This is a genomic window from Paractinoplanes abujensis, from assembly GCF_014204895.1.
GTDB lineage: Bacteria > Actinomycetota > Actinomycetes > Mycobacteriales > Micromonosporaceae > Actinoplanes > Actinoplanes abujensis.
The window spans coordinates 5,208,621-5,226,104 of sequence record NZ_JACHMF010000001.1 but is presented as its reverse complement, the minus strand read 5'-3'; the positions used below and the strand labels follow the sequence as shown (position 1 = coordinate 5,226,104).

At 70.6% G+C, this 17,484-nt stretch carries 15 protein-coding genes; 7 read left to right on the top strand and 8 right to left on the bottom strand.

What is annotated here, in order from left to right:
- The first annotated feature begins 4 nt into the window (after nucleotides 1–4).
- The 7 genes from BKA14_RS23630 (at nucleotide 5) to BKA14_RS23600 (ending at nucleotide 9,220) form a co-directional block, all read left to right on the top strand.
- Nucleotides 5–1,192, top strand: a complete 1,188-nt coding sequence (locus BKA14_RS23630) for an extracellular solute-binding protein (protein ID WP_239092724.1) — start codon at nucleotides 5–7, stop codon at nucleotides 1,190–1,192.
- On the top strand, nucleotides 1,189–1,530 hold the full coding sequence (locus tag BKA14_RS23625; protein ID WP_184953064.1) for a hypothetical protein: 342 nt from the start codon (nucleotides 1,189–1,191) through the stop codon (nucleotides 1,528–1,530). The genes BKA14_RS23630 and BKA14_RS23625 overlap by 4 nt, the downstream gene beginning before the upstream one ends.
- Before the next feature lie 3 nt (nucleotides 1,531–1,533).
- Nucleotides 1,534–2,088, top strand: a complete 555-nt coding sequence (locus BKA14_RS23620) for a flavoprotein (protein WP_184953063.1) — start codon at nucleotides 1,534–1,536, stop codon at nucleotides 2,086–2,088.
- Complete coding sequence (locus tag BKA14_RS23615) at nucleotides 2,085–3,743, top strand: glycoside hydrolase family 3 protein (RefSeq protein ID WP_203722220.1); 1,659 nt, start codon at nucleotides 2,085–2,087, stop codon at nucleotides 3,741–3,743. Before BKA14_RS23620 ends, BKA14_RS23615 begins: the two co-directional genes overlap by 4 nt.
- A gap of 44 nt (nucleotides 3,744–3,787) precedes the next feature.
- Entirely contained in the window at nucleotides 3,788–5,779 is a 1,992-nt protein-coding gene (locus BKA14_RS23610) for a SpoIIE family protein phosphatase (RefSeq protein ID WP_184953062.1), read from the top strand.
- 84 nt (nucleotides 5,780–5,863) lie between these two features.
- Nucleotides 5,864–6,628: a GAF and ANTAR domain-containing protein gene (locus BKA14_RS23605; protein WP_184953061.1), complete on the top strand. Its 765-nt coding sequence runs from the start codon at nucleotides 5,864–5,866 to the stop codon at nucleotides 6,626–6,628.
- A gap of 33 nt (nucleotides 6,629–6,661) precedes the next feature.
- Nucleotides 6,662–9,220 carry an ATP-binding protein gene (locus BKA14_RS23600; protein WP_184953060.1) on the top strand — a complete coding sequence of 853 codons (2,559 nt, stop codon included), beginning with the start codon at nucleotides 6,662–6,664 and terminating at the stop codon, nucleotides 9,218–9,220.
- A 265-nt stretch (nucleotides 9,221–9,485) separates the two neighbouring features.
- On the opposite strand, the gene BKA14_RS23595 is transcribed toward BKA14_RS23600, so the two are convergent.
- The 8 genes from BKA14_RS23595 to urtA form a co-directional block, all read right to left on the bottom strand.
- Nucleotides 9,486–10,049 carry a TetR/AcrR family transcriptional regulator gene (locus tag BKA14_RS23595; RefSeq protein WP_184953059.1) on the bottom strand — a complete coding sequence of 188 codons (564 nt, stop codon included), beginning with the start codon at nucleotides 10,047–10,049 and terminating at the stop codon, nucleotides 9,486–9,488.
- Complete coding sequence (locus BKA14_RS23590) at nucleotides 10,046–10,612, bottom strand: TetR/AcrR family transcriptional regulator (protein ID WP_184953058.1); 567 nt, start codon at nucleotides 10,610–10,612, stop codon at nucleotides 10,046–10,048. The genes BKA14_RS23595 and BKA14_RS23590 overlap by 4 nt, the downstream gene beginning before the upstream one ends.
- Complete coding sequence (locus BKA14_RS23585) at nucleotides 10,612–12,288, bottom strand: purine-cytosine permease family protein (protein WP_184953057.1); 1,677 nt, start codon at nucleotides 12,286–12,288, stop codon at nucleotides 10,612–10,614. Before BKA14_RS23585 ends, BKA14_RS23590 begins: the two co-directional genes overlap by 1 nt.
- A gap of 90 nt (nucleotides 12,289–12,378) precedes the next feature.
- Nucleotides 12,379–13,062, bottom strand: a complete 684-nt coding sequence (locus BKA14_RS23580; RefSeq protein WP_184953056.1) for an ATP-binding cassette domain-containing protein — start codon at nucleotides 13,060–13,062, stop codon at nucleotides 12,379–12,381.
- Between the two features lies 1 nt (nucleotide 13,063).
- Nucleotides 13,064–13,855, bottom strand: a complete 792-nt coding sequence (gene urtD, locus BKA14_RS23575) for an urea ABC transporter ATP-binding protein UrtD (RefSeq protein ID WP_184953055.1) — start codon at nucleotides 13,853–13,855, stop codon at nucleotides 13,064–13,066.
- The gene (gene urtC / locus BKA14_RS23570) at nucleotides 13,852–14,949 is read right to left on the bottom strand and encodes an urea ABC transporter permease subunit UrtC (protein ID WP_184953054.1); all 1,098 of its coding nucleotides are present in this window, start codon (nucleotides 14,947–14,949) and stop codon (nucleotides 13,852–13,854) included. Before urtC ends, urtD begins: the two co-directional genes overlap by 4 nt.
- The gene (urtB, locus tag BKA14_RS23565; protein WP_184953053.1) at nucleotides 14,946–15,830 is read right to left on the bottom strand and encodes an urea ABC transporter permease subunit UrtB; all 885 of its coding nucleotides are present in this window, start codon (nucleotides 15,828–15,830) and stop codon (nucleotides 14,946–14,948) included. Before urtB ends, urtC begins: the two co-directional genes overlap by 4 nt.
- Nucleotides 15,831–15,906: 76 nt before the next feature.
- The gene (gene urtA / locus BKA14_RS23560; protein ID WP_184953052.1) at nucleotides 15,907–17,205 is read right to left on the bottom strand and encodes an urea ABC transporter substrate-binding protein; all 1,299 of its coding nucleotides are present in this window, start codon (nucleotides 17,203–17,205) and stop codon (nucleotides 15,907–15,909) included.
- Nucleotides 17,206–17,484 lie beyond the last annotated feature (279 nt).

Here is a 17,484-nt window from a genome sequence, read left to right as displayed (position 1 = left end):
GTGGATGACGGAGCTCTACTCGCGACGGTCGTTCCTGGCCGGTGTGCTCACCTCCGGCACCCTCTCGGCCGGTGCGGGTTACGTGCTGACCCGCCGCGAGCCCGTCGATCTGGTGCTGGCGACCGGGGTCGACCCCACCGGCGGCCGGCAGCTGCTGGTGACGATGTGGAATCAGCTCAACCCCGATGCGCAGATCCACACCGAGACGGTCAACAGCTCCACCCGCGACCAGTACGAGCTGTTCCTGCGCACCAAGGCCGACATCTTCAACCTCGACGTCATCCACATTCCCCGCTTCGCCGACGACCAGCTGATCGTGCCGATCACCCCGCCCGACGGGAATCCGCTGCTGCCCGCGGTGAGCCGGCTCTCCCAGCGCACGGGCCGCGACGACTTCTGGGCCGTCCCGTTCAACACCGACGTCGGCATGCTCTACCGCCGGGTCGCCGACAAGGCGGTCGCCGACCCCGAACCCGAGCTGGCGGACCTGCTGACCTCGGCCCCCGGCCAGTTCGCGGGGCAGCTCAACACGGTCGGCCCGCAGACCGAGGAGGCGTTCGTCGTCAACGTCCTCGAGCACGCGCTGGCTCAGGACGACGCGATCCTGACCGAGGACGGCGTGCTGTCGTACAGCCTCGGGCAGTGGCGTGAGGCGCTCGGCCCGGTGACCGCCGCGATCAAGGCGGGCCGGGTGCTCGACCAGGCCGGCGAGGGCTCCACCACCCGGGTCTTCCAGCAGTCCGGGCTGCGTTACATGCGCAACTGGCCGGTCAGCTACCCGGCCGTCGAGCGGGCCGAGCGCACCAAGGTGTCCACCGCCGAGATCCGCCTGGGCGGGTTGCCCACCGGCATCATCGGCGGGCAGAGCCTGGCCGTCTCGGCCGACAGCCCTCATCGGGAGGTGGCCGAGCAGGCGATCCATTTCCTGACCGGCAAGTCGTCGCAACTGCTGCTGACCAAGTACGGCTTCGCCCCGACCAACCTCGACGCGTACATCAATCAGCGGCTGGCCGAGTCGCTGCCGCACCTGGAGGACATCCGGGTCGCGGTGGAGTCGTCCCGCCCGCGGCCGATGCACCACAACTACGCCGCCTTCGCGCGGGTCTTCGCCGAGCACACGCGCAACCTGCTGCAGGAGGGCGAGCCGCTGACGCAGCGGTTCATCTCGGACATCCAGAAGGAACTGGGATGAGCGGGGTGGAGCTCGACGCCTGGCAGATCCCGATCCTGGTGACCGCGGCCGTGGTGCTGGTCGAGGTGGTCGTCAATCTGGTACTGCGCCACCGCGGCGGCCGCCCGCCCTCCCAGCGGGTCCGTACGGTCGGCTTCGGCGTGCTGGTCGTGCTGACCGTGGTGGTCTTCGTGGCCGCGCTCGGGCCGTCGCGGGCCGACCAGCTGTCCAGTGTGGCGGCGGCCGTCGCCGCGGTGGTGGCCTTGTGGCTCACTTACCGCTCCTACAACACTGCCACCAAGCAGGCCGAACAAGAGAAACCGGCCGCGCCGGGCCCCGATGATCCAGGAGAATCGTGAACCATGGGTGATTTGCGAGTGGTCGTGTGCGGCGGCAGCGCCGCCGGGGGAGTGCTCGAGCTGATCAAGGTCGCCTGCGAGCGCGGCTGGACGGTCGACGTCACGGCGACGCAGAACGCCCTCGACTTCATGGATCCCTCCGCGGTGGCCCGGGTCAGCGGCCGGCCGATCCGCACGACGTACAAGTTCGCGGCCGACGGCACCCGGATCTCGCCCCCGGCCGACGCCATGATCGTGGCCCCGGCGACCTTCAACACGATCAACAAGCTGGCCAACGGCATCGCCGACACGTACGCGCTGAGCTCCATGGCCGACGTGATCGGCCGCGGTGTGCCCACCGTCGTCGTGCCCGCGGTCAACGAGCCCCTCGCGGCCCGCCGCCCGTTCCGCCGCTCCCTCGACGAGCTGCGCGCCGAGGGCGTACGGGTGCTTTTCGGCCCGGTCGACGGCTGGGTCCCCGGCAGCACCGAGCCCTTCCCGTGGATCAAGGCGCTCGACCTGGTGGAGGATGTCTTCGGTTTGACAAGGTTCGATAGCCGCGCTCCCATGAGAGCGTGAAACGGCGACTTCTGACCCTGGTGGTGGCGCTGACCGTGGCCGGTTATCCCTCGGCAGCAGTCGCCGGCGATCCACTGAGCAGGATGACCCTGGCCGAAAAGGTCGGGCAGATGGTCGTCTCGTACGTCTACGGCGAGTCGGCGACCAGCGTCTCGGCCGCCGACGCCGCGGCCAACGAGGCCATGTTCGGCGCGGGCGTCACCACCGGCGCCCAGGCCGTCGAGAAATACCACCTGGGCGGCGTCATCTATTTCACGTGGAGCCGCAACCTCACCAACCCGCCGCAGATCGCCGCCCTGTCCAACGGGTTGCAGCGCGCGGCGATGGCCGACACCGGCATCCCGCTGCAGATCAGCACCGATCAGGAGGGCGGCACGGTCAACCGGATCGGGGCGCCGCTGGCGATCTCCCCCGGCGCCATGGCCATCGGCGCCACGTTCGACCCCCGTACGGCCTACGACGCGGCCAAGGTGAGCGGCACCGAACTGCGCGCGCTCGGCATCACCGTCACCCACGCCCCGGTCGTCGACGTCAACACCAACCCCCGCAACGCCGCCGACGGGGTGCGGGCGTTCAGCGACCGTACGGCCCATGTCGCCACGTTCGGCGTCGCGGCCGAGCGGGGCTACCGCGCGGCCGGCGTCGGCACCACGGCCAAACACTTCCCCGGTCTGGGCGACACCACGGTCAACACCGACAACGGGGTCGCGGTCACCGACGAGACCCGCGAGCAGATCCTGCGCACCCACGTGCCGCCGTTCCGGGCGATCATCGCGGCCGGCGCCGGGAGCATCATGGCCGCGCACATCGTGGCGCCGTCGCTCGACCCGACGGGCGTCCCGGCCAGCCTGTCCCGCCCGATCATCACCGGCCTGCTGCGCGAGAAACTCGGCTTCGACGGCGTCGTGGTGACCGACGCGCTCGAGGCCGCGGCGCTCGGGGACTACACCGACGAGCAGGTCATCGTCGGGGCCGTACGGGCCGGGGTCGACCAGCTGCTGATGCCCCGCAGCGTCCCCGGCGCGATCCGCATCCTGCTCGACGCCGTCGCATCCGGCCGGCTCAGCGAGCGCCGCATCGACCAGTCCGTCCGCCGCATCCTCAGGACCAAGACCGGTTCCCCGTACGTGGTAGAGCCCCCGGTCGTGGGCACGCCCGCCGCCGTGGACACCATGAACCGCATCGCCGCCCGCTCGATCACCACGCTCCGCTCCGCCGCCCTCCCGCTCCAGGACGGCCAGGACGTGCTGGTCACCGGCTGGGGCGCGGGCACGACGACCAACCTGGCGACCGCGCTCGGAGCCACCCGCCTCTACACCGGTTCACCCTCCGACACGGTGATCGCCCAGGCGGTTGCCGCCGCCGCTGAACACGACGTCACCGTGGTCACGACGTCCAACGCGTGGGCCGACCCGACCCAGGTCGAACTGGTCCAGGCCTTGCTGGCCACCGGCCGGCCCATCGTGGTGGTCGCCGTCGGCACCCCGTACGACCTGGCCTCGTTCCCAGCCGCCCCGACGTTCGTGGCCGCGTACGGCTACCAGCCCCCGACGATCGCCGCGCTGGCCGCGGTGCTGCAGGGCCGGGCCCAGGCCCCCGGCCGCCTCCCCGTCACGATCGACGGCCTCTACCCGTACGGCTTCCGCGCCCCCTGACGTCGAACGGTGTGCGCCGTCGGTGCGGCGGCTAGGTTGGGGCCATGTCGTATCAGGTGGGTCCCGATGACAGCGCAGTTCCGGCGTGGCTGGTCGGCGAACCCGCGGACGTCGTGGCCGCGTTCGAGGAAATGCCGGTCGGTCTGGCCGCGATGGAGGGCCCGGATTTCCGGTGGATCGCGGTCAACGCGTCGTACCGGGCGGCGTTCGATCGTGAGGAGTTCATCGGCGTCACGATGCGCGAAGGCCTCCCGGAAGCCCAGGGCCAATATCTGTTCGAGCTGGTCGACGGCGTCTACGCCTCGGGTGAGCCCTTCTTCGCGACCGGGTGGCGGGCTCAGTTCGAGATCGGTGGCGAACTGCAGGACCGCTACTACGACTTCGAGTTGCACCCGCGGCGCCGGCCGGACGGCACGATCCGCGGCATCCTCCTCCAGGTCATCGACGTCACCGAACATACGTTGCAGTCGCGTGCGGCGGAACGTGCCGTGGCCGAGGCCGAGCGGCGCTACCAGGCGGCCCGGGACGTGGTCGTCGAGTTGCAGAAGGCGCTGCTGCCCACCGGGTTGCCGGTGCTGCCGCAGGCTCGGGTGGCCGCACGGTATCTGGTGGCGGGCGACGACCAGGCCGCCGGCGGTGACTGGTTCGACGCCGTCGCCCTGCCCGGCGGAAACCTCGCCCTGGTGGTCGGCGACGTCGTCGGTCACGGTGTGGCCGCGTCAGCGGTGATGGGTCAGGCCCGTGCAGTCTTCGACGAGCTGCTGGGTGAGACGGGCGACCTGGACCATGCCCTGCACCGCATCGACCGGCTGGCGGCGCGGTCGCCGGGACTGCGGGCGGCCACCATGTGCGCGGCGGTGCTGAACCCGCGAACGGGTGGCCTGCGATACAGCACGTGCGGTCACCCGCCGCCGCTGGTCGTCGCGCCGGACGGATCGTCGCGATACCTGAAGTCATCCGGTGGCGGGCCGCTGGGCACGGGCTCGGCCTTATCGGTGTCCGAGGACGTGCTTCGACCCGGTGACGTCCTGATGCTCTACAGCGACGGGCTGGTCGAACAGCCCGGTAGCCCGCTGAACGCGGGCATGCGGACCTTGGCCACTGTGGCCGGCGACGCGGTCGCGAACCGGGCGCTGCGCGGCGGCGCGCCCGAGTCGGCGGCCGAGCGGGCCTGCCAGCAGACGATCGAGCTGATCACCCGGGTCGGCTACGTCGACGACGTGACGGCCCTGGCCGTGCAACTGTCCGCCGAACCGGTGCCACCGTGGCGTCTCGACTTGTCCGCCACGCCGGGCGCCGTGACCAAGACCAAAGGCGCCCTTCGTGAATGGCTGCGGCAGGTGGATCCGACTCCGCACGACGGGCATCTGATCTCGCTGGCCGTTACCGAACTGGTCGCCAACGCCGTTGAACACGCCTATCCGGCCGGACGAACCGGACCGGTGCGGCTCGGAGCTGACCTGGGTGTCGACGGTGTCCTGAGTCTCACCGTGGCCGACGACGGAACCTGGACCGAGCCGCCGGCAACCCCACCCGACCTGAGCGGACGTGGCCTGTGGATGGTGGGTGCCGTCCTGGACGACGTTGCCATCCGGCACGCGGACGAGACCGGCCGGGCCGGGGGCACCACGGTCACCGTCCGGCATCGGCTCCACCACCCGGCCGTCCTTTCGGCCGAGCCGTCAGCGACCGCCGACAGGAGAACCGGCGTGGACTTCTCCACCACCCTCGAGGACGGACCGCCGCGGACGCTGCGCGTCACCGGTCCCCTCGACATCACGACCGTCACCGTGTTCGCCGACCGGCTCAGCACGGCCGGCCGTGGCGGAGTTCATCCCGTCGTCGTCGATCTCACCGAGGTGGACGTCCTGGCCAGTGCCGGTGTCAGCGCCTTGTTCGACGCGCGGGGCCGGTACACGACCCACGGACACCCGCTGACCATCGTCGCCGCGGCGGGCGGCGTGCCCGCCGCGGTCCTCGACCTGGTCGGCCTGAACTACGTCAGTCACGTTCCCCCGGACAAGCCGGCCGGTTAGCATCCGTCCCGTGAGCTCCGGATCAGACTGTCTGTCACGTTTCCGCCGGTAGGCCCAGCAGCCCACACCACTGTCGAGGACCGCATGCCCCCAGAACAGCCGCCCGGCGACCTCGCCGCCACCTTCGTCACGCTCAACCAGCACCTGAGCACCGACGACCCGGGCCACCTGCTGCAGCGACTTGTCGGCCTGGCCGTCACGGCCGTTCCCGGCTGCGACTGGGCCGCGATCACTGTCTGGCCGCTCACCCGGAAACCACGAAGCATGGCCACCTCCGGGCCCATCGCCGCGGACGTCGACCAATTGCAGTATCAGCTCGGGGAAGGCCCTTGCCTGACCGCCGCCGCCGTATCCGACATGATCCAGATTTCGGACGTCTCGACTGACGATCGATGGCCGGACTTCGCCCGTGCCGTCTTGTCCGACACCCCGGTCCGCGGAGTCTTGTCGTTCCACCTCGCCGACCAGCCCGACCGCACCGCGCTCAACCTTTACACGAGCCGGCCGGGAGCCTTCGACGCCGATGCGGTCACCGTGGCCGCCCTGTTCGCCGCTCACGCCCGTGTGTTGCTGCTCCACGCCACCAGCGCGGGCAGAGCCGCCGGCCTCGAGAACGCCCTGACCGCCAGCCGCCAGATCGGTATGGCCATCGGCATCCTCATGAACATTCACAAGATCAGCTCCGATGACGCGTTCGACCTGCTCCGCAGCAGCAGCCAGCGGCTCAACCGCAAACTGCGCGACATCGCCGACGAGGTCACCGAAACCGGAACACTGCCCGACATCAGGAACCGGGGCGCTGATCCACCTACCGGATCGACCGGGGCGAGCCTGTCCGATAGGCGCTAGGCGGGACCCGTCCGGGCTGCCTAGCCTGGGCGGGTGACTCCGCTTCTGGAGCGCTCCGCCGAGCTGCGTGTCCTCGACGGGCTGCTCGCCGAGTGCGCCGCCGGTGGGCGCGTCGCCGTGGTCAGTGGCGAGGCCGGGGCCGGCAAGTCCACTCTGGCCGCCGCCTTCGCCGACGCCGCGGGTCCGCGCGCGCAGATGTTGTGGGGCGCCTGCGATCCGCTGCTGACGCCGCGTGCGCTCGGGCCGTTGCACGACATCGCGCGGCGGCTCGGCGGGCGGCTGCGCGACAGCATCGCCGGCGGGCCCCGCGGCGAGGTGTTCGACCTGTTGCTGGCCGCCCTCGACCGGCCGCCGCAGGCCGCGCGGCCGGTGGTCGTGCTGGAGGATCTGCACTGGGCCGACGAGGCGACGCTCGACATGGTGGCGTTCCTGGGGCGGCGGCTGGCGCTGTGCCGGGCCCTGCTGCTGATCACCTATCGTGAGGACGAGATCGGCCCGGACCACCGGCTGCGCACCGTCCTGGCCGGACTGCCGCGGGGGCTGGTACGGCGGATCGGTCTGCCCCCGCTCAGCGCGGACGCGGTGGCCGAGCTGGCCCGTCGCGCCGGCCGGGACGCGCCGGGCGTGCACGCGATGACCGGTGGCAACCCGCTGCTGGTGAGCGAGGTGCTGGCCGCGCCGGCCGCGGGCGTTCCCCCGACCGTACGGGATCTGGTGCTGAGCCGCCTGGCCACGCTCACCGCGACCGCCCGCGAGGTCGCCTGCCTGGTCTCCGTGGTGCCGTCGAGCGCGGGCCCGGAGCTGCTGGGCGACCGGCCCGCCGAAGTCGACGAGTGCCTGGCCCGGGGGGTGCTCACCACCCGCGGCGACGACGTCGCGTTCCGCCACGAGCTGCTGCGCCGTGCGGTCGAGGAGAGCCTTTCCCCCGTACGTCGCCGGGCCCTGCACGCCGAGATCCTGCGCGCCTACGAGGCCCGCCCGGGTGTCGACCCGGCCGCGCTCGTGCATCACGCCCACCACGCGGGCGACCCGGGGGCCGTGATGCGCTGGGCCCCGGTCGCCGCCCGCCGGGCCGCGTCGCTGGGCGCCTACAAGCAGGCCGCCGCCCACTACGCGCGGGCCTTGCCGCTCGCCGCGGACCAGCCCGTACGGGATCGCGCGGCGCTGCTCGAGGAGTATTCGGTAGCGGCCTACCACGGCGGGCTCACCGAGGCCTTCGAGGCCAGCCGGTCCGCCCTGGCCCTGCGCACCGAACTCGGCGAACCCGTGCCGACCGGGGTCGCGCTGCGCTGGGTGTCCCGGCTGAGCTGGTGGAACGGCCGCCCCGAGCAGGCCCGCGAGCTCGGCTTCCAGGCGGTCGAGGTGCTCGAACGGCAGCCGCCCGGGCCCGAGCTGGCCGCCGCCTACAGCAACCTGTCCCAGCTGTTCATGCTGAGCGTCGAGAACGACGCGGCGATCGAGTGGGGCGTGCGCGCGACCGACCTGGCCCGGCGCCTGGGCGACTTCGACACCGAGGTACACGCGCTGATCAACATCGGGTCGGCCCGGCTGCACCGGGGCGACCCGGCCGGCGTGGACGATTTGCGCCGGGCCCACGAGCGGGCGGTCGCGGCCGGGCTCGACGACCACGCCGGGCGCGCCCTGACCAACCTGGCCAGCACCGCCGTCGACTGGTTCGACCTCGACCTGGCCGACCGGACCTTCGACCGGATCATCCCGTTCCTGGCCGCCCGTGACCTCGACGGCTACGCCCGTCACCTGCTCGGGCACCGGGCCCGTGTGCAGCTGGCCCGCGGCGACTGGGCCGCGGCCGCCGACGACGCCGAGCAGGCCTTGACCGGCCCGGCCATGCACGGCGGGGGCCTGGTGCCGGCCCTGGTCGCGCGGGCCCTGCTGCGGGTGCGGCGCGACGAGCCGGGCGCCCTGGACGACGCGCTGCGGGCCACCGAGCGCGGCTACCCGACGGGGGAGTCCCAGTTCTTCTGCCCGTCCGCGGCGGCCCTGGCCGAGGCGTACTGGCTGGCCGGCGACGACGTCGCGGCGGCCGCCGAGGCCCGCCGCGGTCTGGCCGTCGCCCTGCGGGCCGGGCAGCCGTGGTTCATCGGCGAGCTGGCCTACTGGCTGTGGCGCAGCGGCGGCCCGGCTCCCGCCCCGCCCGCCGCGGCCGAGCCGTTCCGCCTGCTGATCGACGGCGACTGGCGCGCCGCGGCGGCCCGGTTCGATCGGCTGGGCCACACCTACCTGGCCGCCTGCGCCCGCTCCCACGGCGACGCCGCCACTGCTCTGCGCGTCTTCGACCGCCTGGGCGCCGCCGCGCCGGCCCGGCAGTTGCGCTCGTCCCTGCGGCAACGTGGACTGCCGGTGCCCCGTGGCCCGCGCGCCACCACGGCCGCCGACCCGACCGGCTTGACCAGCCGTCAGCGCGAGGTGCTGAAGCTGCTGGCCGAGGGCTTGAGCAACGCCGACATCGCGGCCCGCCTGACCCTGTCGGCCAAGACGGTCGACCATCACGTCTCGGCCGTGCTCGCCAAGCTGGGCGTCTCGTCCCGCGGCAAGGCCGCCGCCGAAGCCCGCACCCGCGGTCTGCTCTGAGCGCTGTCAGCGGCACGAGCCGTGGGCGTGGGGGTGTCCTCACCACGCAGCGGCTCAGGGGAGTGGGACGACCGACCGTCTCGTCGTCGAGGTCGCGGCCACGCCGCCGAAGTGCTCCAGCAACGCGGTCTTACCGACTCCCGCGTCAGCGCGATCGCGGCGGCGGCATCGCTGAGGAAAGTCAGTCGCTCGGCGTGCAGGCCTTCGCCCGCGACGATCTGGCAGACCCGCCTGTTCGGCGCCGCCCCGTCCGGACCAGGCGCGCTCAGCGGGTGACGCGGTCGCGGATGGTGTCCAGCACTGCTTCCGCCGCCCATGCGGCGGCGTCGGCGATGTCGCGGCGGTCCAGGCCGAATTCGCGGCGGAACGTCACCCAGGTCCCGGCGGAGTCGAGGTGGGACAGCGCCGCGATGACCGCTCTGCGTTGCGCCGCGTCGAGGGTGGGCACCTCGGCGTCCAGCAGCCGTTCCAGGTGGGCCCGGCCGGGTGACGGCGCCGCGCCGCTGACCCCGCGCATGGCTGTCTCGGCGACGACGTGCGCGAGTTCCGGCCGTGCGTCGTAGCGTTGCATCGCCTCGCGGACCGCGAGGGGGATGTCGAAGATCGAGTGTGATTCCTCGCGGGCGAACAGCGTCGCCTCGATCCAGGCCGCGGTGGCCAGCAGCAGGTCGACGCGGGTGGGGTAGTTGCGGAACACCGTGCGTTCGGCGATGCCGGCCCGGCGCGCGATGACCCGGTACGACACGTCGTCGCTGCCGACCTCCTCGATCAGCTCGGCGTACGCGGCCAGGATCGCCTCCTGCGTGCCGCTCAGCTCGGCAATGGTCACGGCTCGGCCCGCGTGGCGTCGGGCAGCTTGGCCAGCACGGTGTCGACGGCGCGGTCGAACGCGTCGCAGATGTCGCCCGCGTCCAGGTCGAAGCCCGTGCGCAGGCGCGCCCAGAACATCGCCGACGAGAAGTAGCGCAGGGAGGCCGCGATCCGCCGCCGGTCCCGCCGGTTGAGCGTCGGCGCCGCCACGTCGAGCATCGCCTCGATCGCCCGGGTGATGTAGGCCGGCTCGGTGTCGAGCGTCGGTGAGATCGCGGACGCCCGCGCGCCGACGTACGCGTACGCGGGCAAGGTGTCGAAGGCCCGGAAGCGTTCGTGCACGGCGGCGCGGAAATCGGACACGGTCACGAACGGCGGCAGCGGGAAGCTGGTCTGTTCGATCCAGTTGGAGAGCGCGGCGAGCAGGTGTGCGCGCGTGGGGTACTGGCGATAGATCGTGCGCTCGGAGATGCCGACCTCGTCGGCGAGGGCGCGATAGGAGATGTCGTCGAACATGCGCTCGCGCAGCAGCACCGCGGCGCTCGCGAGAATCGCGGTCGCGGTGTCGACCGGCTCCTCCATCACGTCCCCCTCTTGCGGGCTGTCGTCCACCGCGGGGGCCCGGTGACTTCCGGCGGGAGCACGTAGCGATCGGAATCGTCGAGGGTGAGCGCCAGCGACGAGACGTACTGCACCTGGCCGTGCGGTCCGCGCTCGGCCGACGCCAGCATATCCGGCCGCTCGAACGTGTACCCGGTGACATGGCAGCGGAGGCGCTCGCCCGAGGGGTTGCCGTCGGCGTCGAACCGGGGGGAGTCGATGCCGTCGGAGCGGCGGCGCAGGTAGTACCGCCCCCGCGTGGCGACGGCCATGACCGGCGTGGTGACGATCGCGACGCCGATCGCGATGAGCACCGAGAACGGCTTGACGGCGGCGCCGAGCAGCCCGGCGAAAGCGAGCAGCGACAGCACCGAGGCCAGCCCCACCGACACGAGCCCCACCGGGTTCCAGTCGTGCACCATGCCGCGCCGGAACTCGGGGTAGCGCGGCGAGATGCGCAGCACCCACTTGTTGATCGCGATGTCGGTGGCGATGGTCACGAGCCACGCCATGACGACGTTCGCGTACAGGCTCAGCACGAAGGTGATGAGGGTGAAGACGTCCAGCATCATGAGCACGTACGCGATCACCAGGTTGAACAGCACGAAGATCGTGCGGCCGGGGTAGTGCTTGGCCACCCGGGTGAAGACGTTCGACCAGGCGAGCGAGCCCGAGTACGCGTTCGTCACGTTGATCTTCACCTGCGCGATCACGATGAGCACGACGGCGAGGATGATCGCGAGCCAGTCCGGGATGAGGGTCTGGTACATCCCGACGAACTGTTTGACCGGTTCGGCCGCGCGGTGCCCGAGCGCGGGTTCGACCTTCACGAGGAGGTAGACCGCCAGGAACACCCCGATCACTTGCTTGGTGCCGCTGAAGATGACCCAGCCCGGACCGGAGAACACGAACGACGTCCACCACGAGCGGGCGTTCGCTCGGGTGCGCGGCGGCATGGCGCGCAGATAGTCGATCTGTTCGGCCAGCTGCGGCGTGAGCGCGAAGCACACGGCCGCGCTGGAGACGACGGCGCCGAAGCTGACGGAGCCGTCGGAGTTGCCGGTGAACGACGTGAAGGCGCGCACCGACTCGGGGTCGGAGACGAGGATCCACAGCAGCGGCAGCAGGGCGAGGGCGAGCCACAGGGGCGTGGTCCAGAACTGCAGGCGCTCCAGCGCGCGCATGCCGTAGATGACGATCGGGATCACGACGACTGTCGAGATGAGGTAACCCAGCCACAACGGCAGCTCCGTCGCCACCTGCAGCCCCTGCGCCATGATGGCACCCTCCAGGGCGAAGAAGATGCAGGTGAAGCCGGCGAAGATCACGGTCGTGATCACCGAGCCGTAGTAGCCGAACCCCGAGCCGCGCGCGATGAGGTCGAGGTCGAGGTTGTAGCGAGCGGCGTAGTAGGCGACGGGCACCCCCACGACGAGGATGATGACCGACGCGAACAGGATGCCGAGCACGGCGTTGCCGGTGCCGTGGTCGATGCCGATGCTCGCGCCGATCGAGAAGTCGGCGAGGAACGCGATGGACCCGAGGGCTGTCGCGCCGACGGACGCCGCGCTCCAGCGCCGGAAGGTGCGCGGCACGTAGCGGAAGGCATAGTCCTCGAGGCTGTCCTCCGCGGCCGCGCGTGCGTTGTCCGTCGACACAGTGGCATCCCCTAAGGCACCTTCGCGTGGGGGATCCTCCCTGCCCGGTGTTACGACGGCATTTCCGGCGTGGAAGCCGGTCATGTCGGCTCAGATCGCCATGGCGGCTCGCACGGTGGAGGCGGCGGCCGAACCGCCCTCACCGGTGTGGGTGACGAAGCCCGAGGCGAGCACGACGTAGCGTTCGGCCGCCTCCAGGGCGAAGCCGATGTGCTGCTCGACGAGCAGCACGTTGATGCCCTCGCCGGCCAGCTGCATGATCGTCTGCTCGATCTCGGCGACGATCGTGGGCTGGATGCCCTCGGTCGGCTCGTCGAGGATGAGCAGCTTCGGCTCGGTGATGAGGGCGCGGGCAATCGCGAGCTGCTGGCGCTGCCCGCCCGAGAGCAGGCCCGCCTTCCGGGTCGCGAACTTCTCCAGTGCGGGGAAGCGGGCCAGCTGCGCGTCCAGGAGAGCCTTGCCGCGCCGGCGCCCGTCCGCGACGAGCTGGAGGTTCTCCATCGTCGTGAGCTGGCCGAACGATTGCTGACCCTGCGGCACGTAGGCCATACCGCGGGCCACGCGCTTGTTGGGGGCGAGCGACGAGATGTCCTCGCCGTCGAACAGCACGCGGCCCTTCGTCGGCTTGATCAGGCCGATCGCGAGGCGCAGCAGAGTCGTCTTGCCGGCGCCGTTGTGGCCGAGCACGGCGACCACCTTGCCGGTCGGCACCGTGACGCCGTGCAGCGCCCGCGTACGCCCGTAACCGGCCTCGATGTCGGTGATTTCGAGCATGTCAGTCCTCCGTCGGCTTCAGCGGTTCGGGCACGACCGCCATGGCGGCTGTGGTGGCGGCGCCCGCAGTGCCGAGGTAGACCTCCTGCACCTGGGGATCGGCCTGAACCTCGGCCACTGTGCCCTGCGAGAGCACCTGGCCCTGGTGCAGCACTGTCACGCGGGTGGCGAAGCGGCGCATGAAGTCCATGTCGTGTTCGACCACGAGCACGATCCGCTTGGCCGCGATGCGCTGCAGGAGCTCGCCGGTCGCGGTGCGCTCGTCGTGGCTCATGCCGGCGACGGGCTCGTCCAGCAGCAGCACCTTCGCGTCCTGCACGAGCAGCATCGCGATTTCGAGCCACTGCTTCTGGCCGTGCGACAGGATGCCGGCCGGCGTGGCGAGTTCGCCGGCAAGACCGGTCTCCTCCAGCGCCTGCTCGATCGACGGGTCGACACCGCGCCGGGCTCGCAGCAGCGAGACCGGGGAGCGGCGGAGCCCGGCGGCGATGTCGAGGTTCTGCAGCACGGTCAGCTCGTCGAAGACGCTCGCGGTCTGGAACGTGCGGCCGACCCCGAGCCGGACGATCTTGTGTACCTGCTTGCCCAGCAGCTCTTCGTCGCCGAGCCGGGCCGACCCGGTGCCCTTGGTCAGCCCCGTGACGGCGTCGATGCAGGTCGTCTTGCCGGCGCCGTTCGGGCCGATGAGGAACCGGACCTCGCCGGGGTGCGCGTCGAAGGAGACGCCGCCGACCGCGACGAAACCCGAGAACTCGACACGAAGATCCGTGACGACGAGCGAAGCGCCGGTCATGACCGCACCTCCTCGAGCTCGGCGCCGGCGAGCGCCGGGGCGGGCTGTTCGGCCGGGCTCCGCCGGCGTAGCGCCGCGAACCTGGCCGGCAGCGACGACAGCCCGTTGGGCAGGAACAGGATGACGACGATGAACAGCAGACCCAGGATGTAGGTCCAGCCGTCGGGCCAGGTGGAGCCGAGGCTCGACTGTCCCCATCCGACCGCCATCGCGCCCAGGGCGGGGCCGAAGAGCGATGCGCGGCCACCCAGGGCCACGCCCGCGATCATGAGGATCGAGGCGGCGGCGCCGATCTCGGCCGGGGTGATGATGCCGACGATGGGCACGAACATCGCTCCGCCGATGCTGGCCATCAGCGCGGAGACGACGAAGGCGACGAGCTTGACGTTGGCCGGGTCGTAGCCGAGGAAGCGCACCCGCTCCTCGGCGTCCCGGGTGGCCACCAGGAGCTCACCGAAGCGGCTGCGGTAGAACTGCCACACCGCGAGCAGGCACACGATGAGCAGCGCGGCCGCGATCAGGTACACCAGCAACTTGTTCGCCGGGTCGTTGAGCACGAAACCGAAGAAGTACTTGAAGTCGCTGAGCCCGGTGTCGCCACCGGTCTCACGGATCGTCGAGCTGATCAGGGTGGCCAGCGCGACGGCGAGTGCCTGCGTCAGGATCGCGAAGTACGCGCCCTTCACCCGGCGCTTGAACAGCGCGTAGCCGAGGACCCCGGCCACGATTACCGGGAGCAGCACGATCGCCAGCAGGGTGAACCCCGCGCTGCGGAACGGTTCCCAGAACACCGGGAGCGGCGCGAGCGGATCGTAGAGCACCATGAACCCGGGGACCCGGTCACCGGCGGTCTCCAGGGTCAGGTGCATGGCCATCGCATAGGCGCCGAGGGCGAAGAACACCCCCTGCCCCATCACCAGCATCCCGCCCCGGCCCCAGGCCAGGCCGATGCCGACGGCGGCGATGGCCCAGCAGCAGTACTTGCCGAGGTTGTTGAGCCAATGATCGGTGAGTACGAGAGGGGCGACCGCGAGGAGCAGGACGGCGAACACCCCGATGCCGCTGAGGGAGATCCATGGCTTCAGCTTGGTCATGCCAGACTCCTGGTTCGCACCGTGAACAGGCCCTGCGGGCGCAGCTGCAGGAAGACGATCACAAGGATGAAGGCGAGCACCTGCGCCAGGCTGCCGGTCGTCCAGTAGGCGAAGAACGAGAGGGCCACACCCACCGCCCACGCGGCGATGACGGTGCCCCTGAGCTGGCCGATGCCACCGGCGGCGACGACGAGGAAGGCCGGGATGATGTACTGCGCGCCCATCTGCGAGTTCGTGCCGCCGATGAGCGACGCGGTGACCCCGGCGACCCCGGCCAGACCGGAGCCGACGAAGAAGGTGAGGCGGTCGATGCTGCGGGTGGAGATTCCCGTGGTCTCGGCGAGGTCCCGGTTGTGCACGGTCGCCCGGATGCGGCGGCCGAACGAGGTGTACTTGAGCCAGGCCGACAGCGCGGCGACGCAGGCGGTCGCGAGCAGGATGGTGAACAGCTGCCGCAGCGGCCAGTTGTAGCCGAGGACGGTCAGCTGCCCGTCGAGCCAGCCGGGTTTCTCGACCGGGACACCCTGGGACGGGAAGATCTGCAGGGCCGCCTGCTGCAGGATCAGGCCGACGCCGACCGTGACGAGCAGGGTGTCCAGGGGCCTGCGGTACATCCAGCGGATGATGGTGACCTCGAGCAGGAGGCCGAACAGGCCGGCCACGACGAACGCGACCGGCAGCGCGACCGGGATCGACAGGTTGCTGGCGGTGACGACTTGCTGGACGAGGTAGGCGGCGAAGGCGCCGATCATGAGGAACTCGCCGTGGGCCATGTTGATGACGCCCATCTGGCCGAAGGTGAGCGAGAGGCCCAGCGCGGCCAGCAGGAGCAGCGCGCCTTGGGCGCTGCCGTTCAGCAGTGGTGCGATCAGTGCGTCCACGTGCGTTCGCTCTCTCTAGCGTCTCGGTGGAGGGGGAGGGGTCGCACGCCGTCGGTGACGTGCGACCCCGGGGTGATCAGCCCGCCGCGTCCGTGAGCTGCTTGCGGATGTCCGCCGGGAACCAGTCGTAGCCTTCGAGGTACGGGTCGGGCTTGATGAAGCCGTCGGAGGCCCAGACGATGTCGAACTGGTTGTCGGCGTTGATCCGTCCGATGTGGCCGGGCTTGGAGATGTGGTGGTTCTCGCCGTCGAGCGTGACCTTGCCCTCCGGTGCGTCGAACGTGATGGGCTTCGCCTTCGCCGCGGCGTTCACCGCGTTGACGTCGAACGACCCGGCCGCCTCGACGAGGGCCTTGTACAGGTGGAGCGAGATGTAGGCGGCTTCCATCGGGTCGGAGGTGACGCCGCTGCTGTTGGGGTAGGCCTTCCAGCTCTTGATGAACTTCGGGTTGGTGTCGGTCTCGAGCGACTGGAAGTAGTTCCACGACGCGTAGTTGCCGGTGACTTCGTGGCCCATGGCCGGTGCCTCCTCCTCGGCGATCGACACCGAGATGATCGGCGTCTTGGCGGGGGTGAGGCCGGCGTCGTAGTACGCCTTGATGAACCCGACGTTCGACGAGCCGTTGATGGTGTTGAAAATGAAGTCCGGCTTGGCCGCCACGATCTTCGCCACCTGGCTGGTCCAGTCGTCCTTGTCGAGGGGCACGTACTCCTCGCCGACGATCTTGATGCCGAGCTTGGCCGCGTAGAGCTTGATGATCGCGTTCGCGGTGCGGGGGAAGACGTAGTCGCTGCCCGCGAGGAACAGCGTCTTCACCCCCTTGGAGGCGAGGAAGTCCATCGCCGGGATGATCTGCTGATTGGTGGTCGCGCCGGTGTAGTAGATGTTCGGCGACGACTCGAGGCCCTCGTACTGCACCGGGTAGAAGAAGAGGCCGTTGAACTTCTCGACGACCGGCTTCACCGCCTTGCGGGAGGACGAGGTCCAGCCGCCGAAGATCGCGGCCACGCAGTCCTGGGTGAGCAGCTTCTCGGTCTTCTCCGCGAAGGTGGGCCAGTCGGTGGCGCCGTCCTCCTGGACGTACTCGATCTTCTTGCCGAGGATGCCGCCGTCGGCGTTGATCTCGTCGGCGGCCATGTGCAGCACATTGGAGACGGTCTTCTCCGAGATCGCCATGCCGCCGGTCAGGGAGTTCAGGAAGCCGAGCTTGACGGTGTCGCCGGAGGTGTCGACGCAGCTGGCTGCCGCGGACGACCCGGCGCCGGCCGTGTCGTCGCCGGCTCGCGCGCCGCAGCCGGTGAGCACGAGGGCCATGGTCGTCGCGATGGCGCCCGTGGCGACAAGCGCGCGCATCCGCTTGCTGGTGGAGGACATATAGGAGACTCCGTTCGGCCGCTGCTAGTGAAAGCAGACTGACCGTGAGTCATTACTCTGACATTTCTTGACTGTTCCAACTCTGTAGCCGCCGCACCTAATGGCCGACGATTTCCCTGCAAATCAGCGCGGATTCGCGACGAAGAGATGTCAAAGTTCTGTCACGAGCGGAGTGGCTTCGATGCTCATGGCATAGTCCTGACATCGCTCGGGTTCAGCCCGCGAATGTACTCGGGTCCGGTGCGCCGTCGGTTCGCGCACGCACTGGGTAATGGAGCG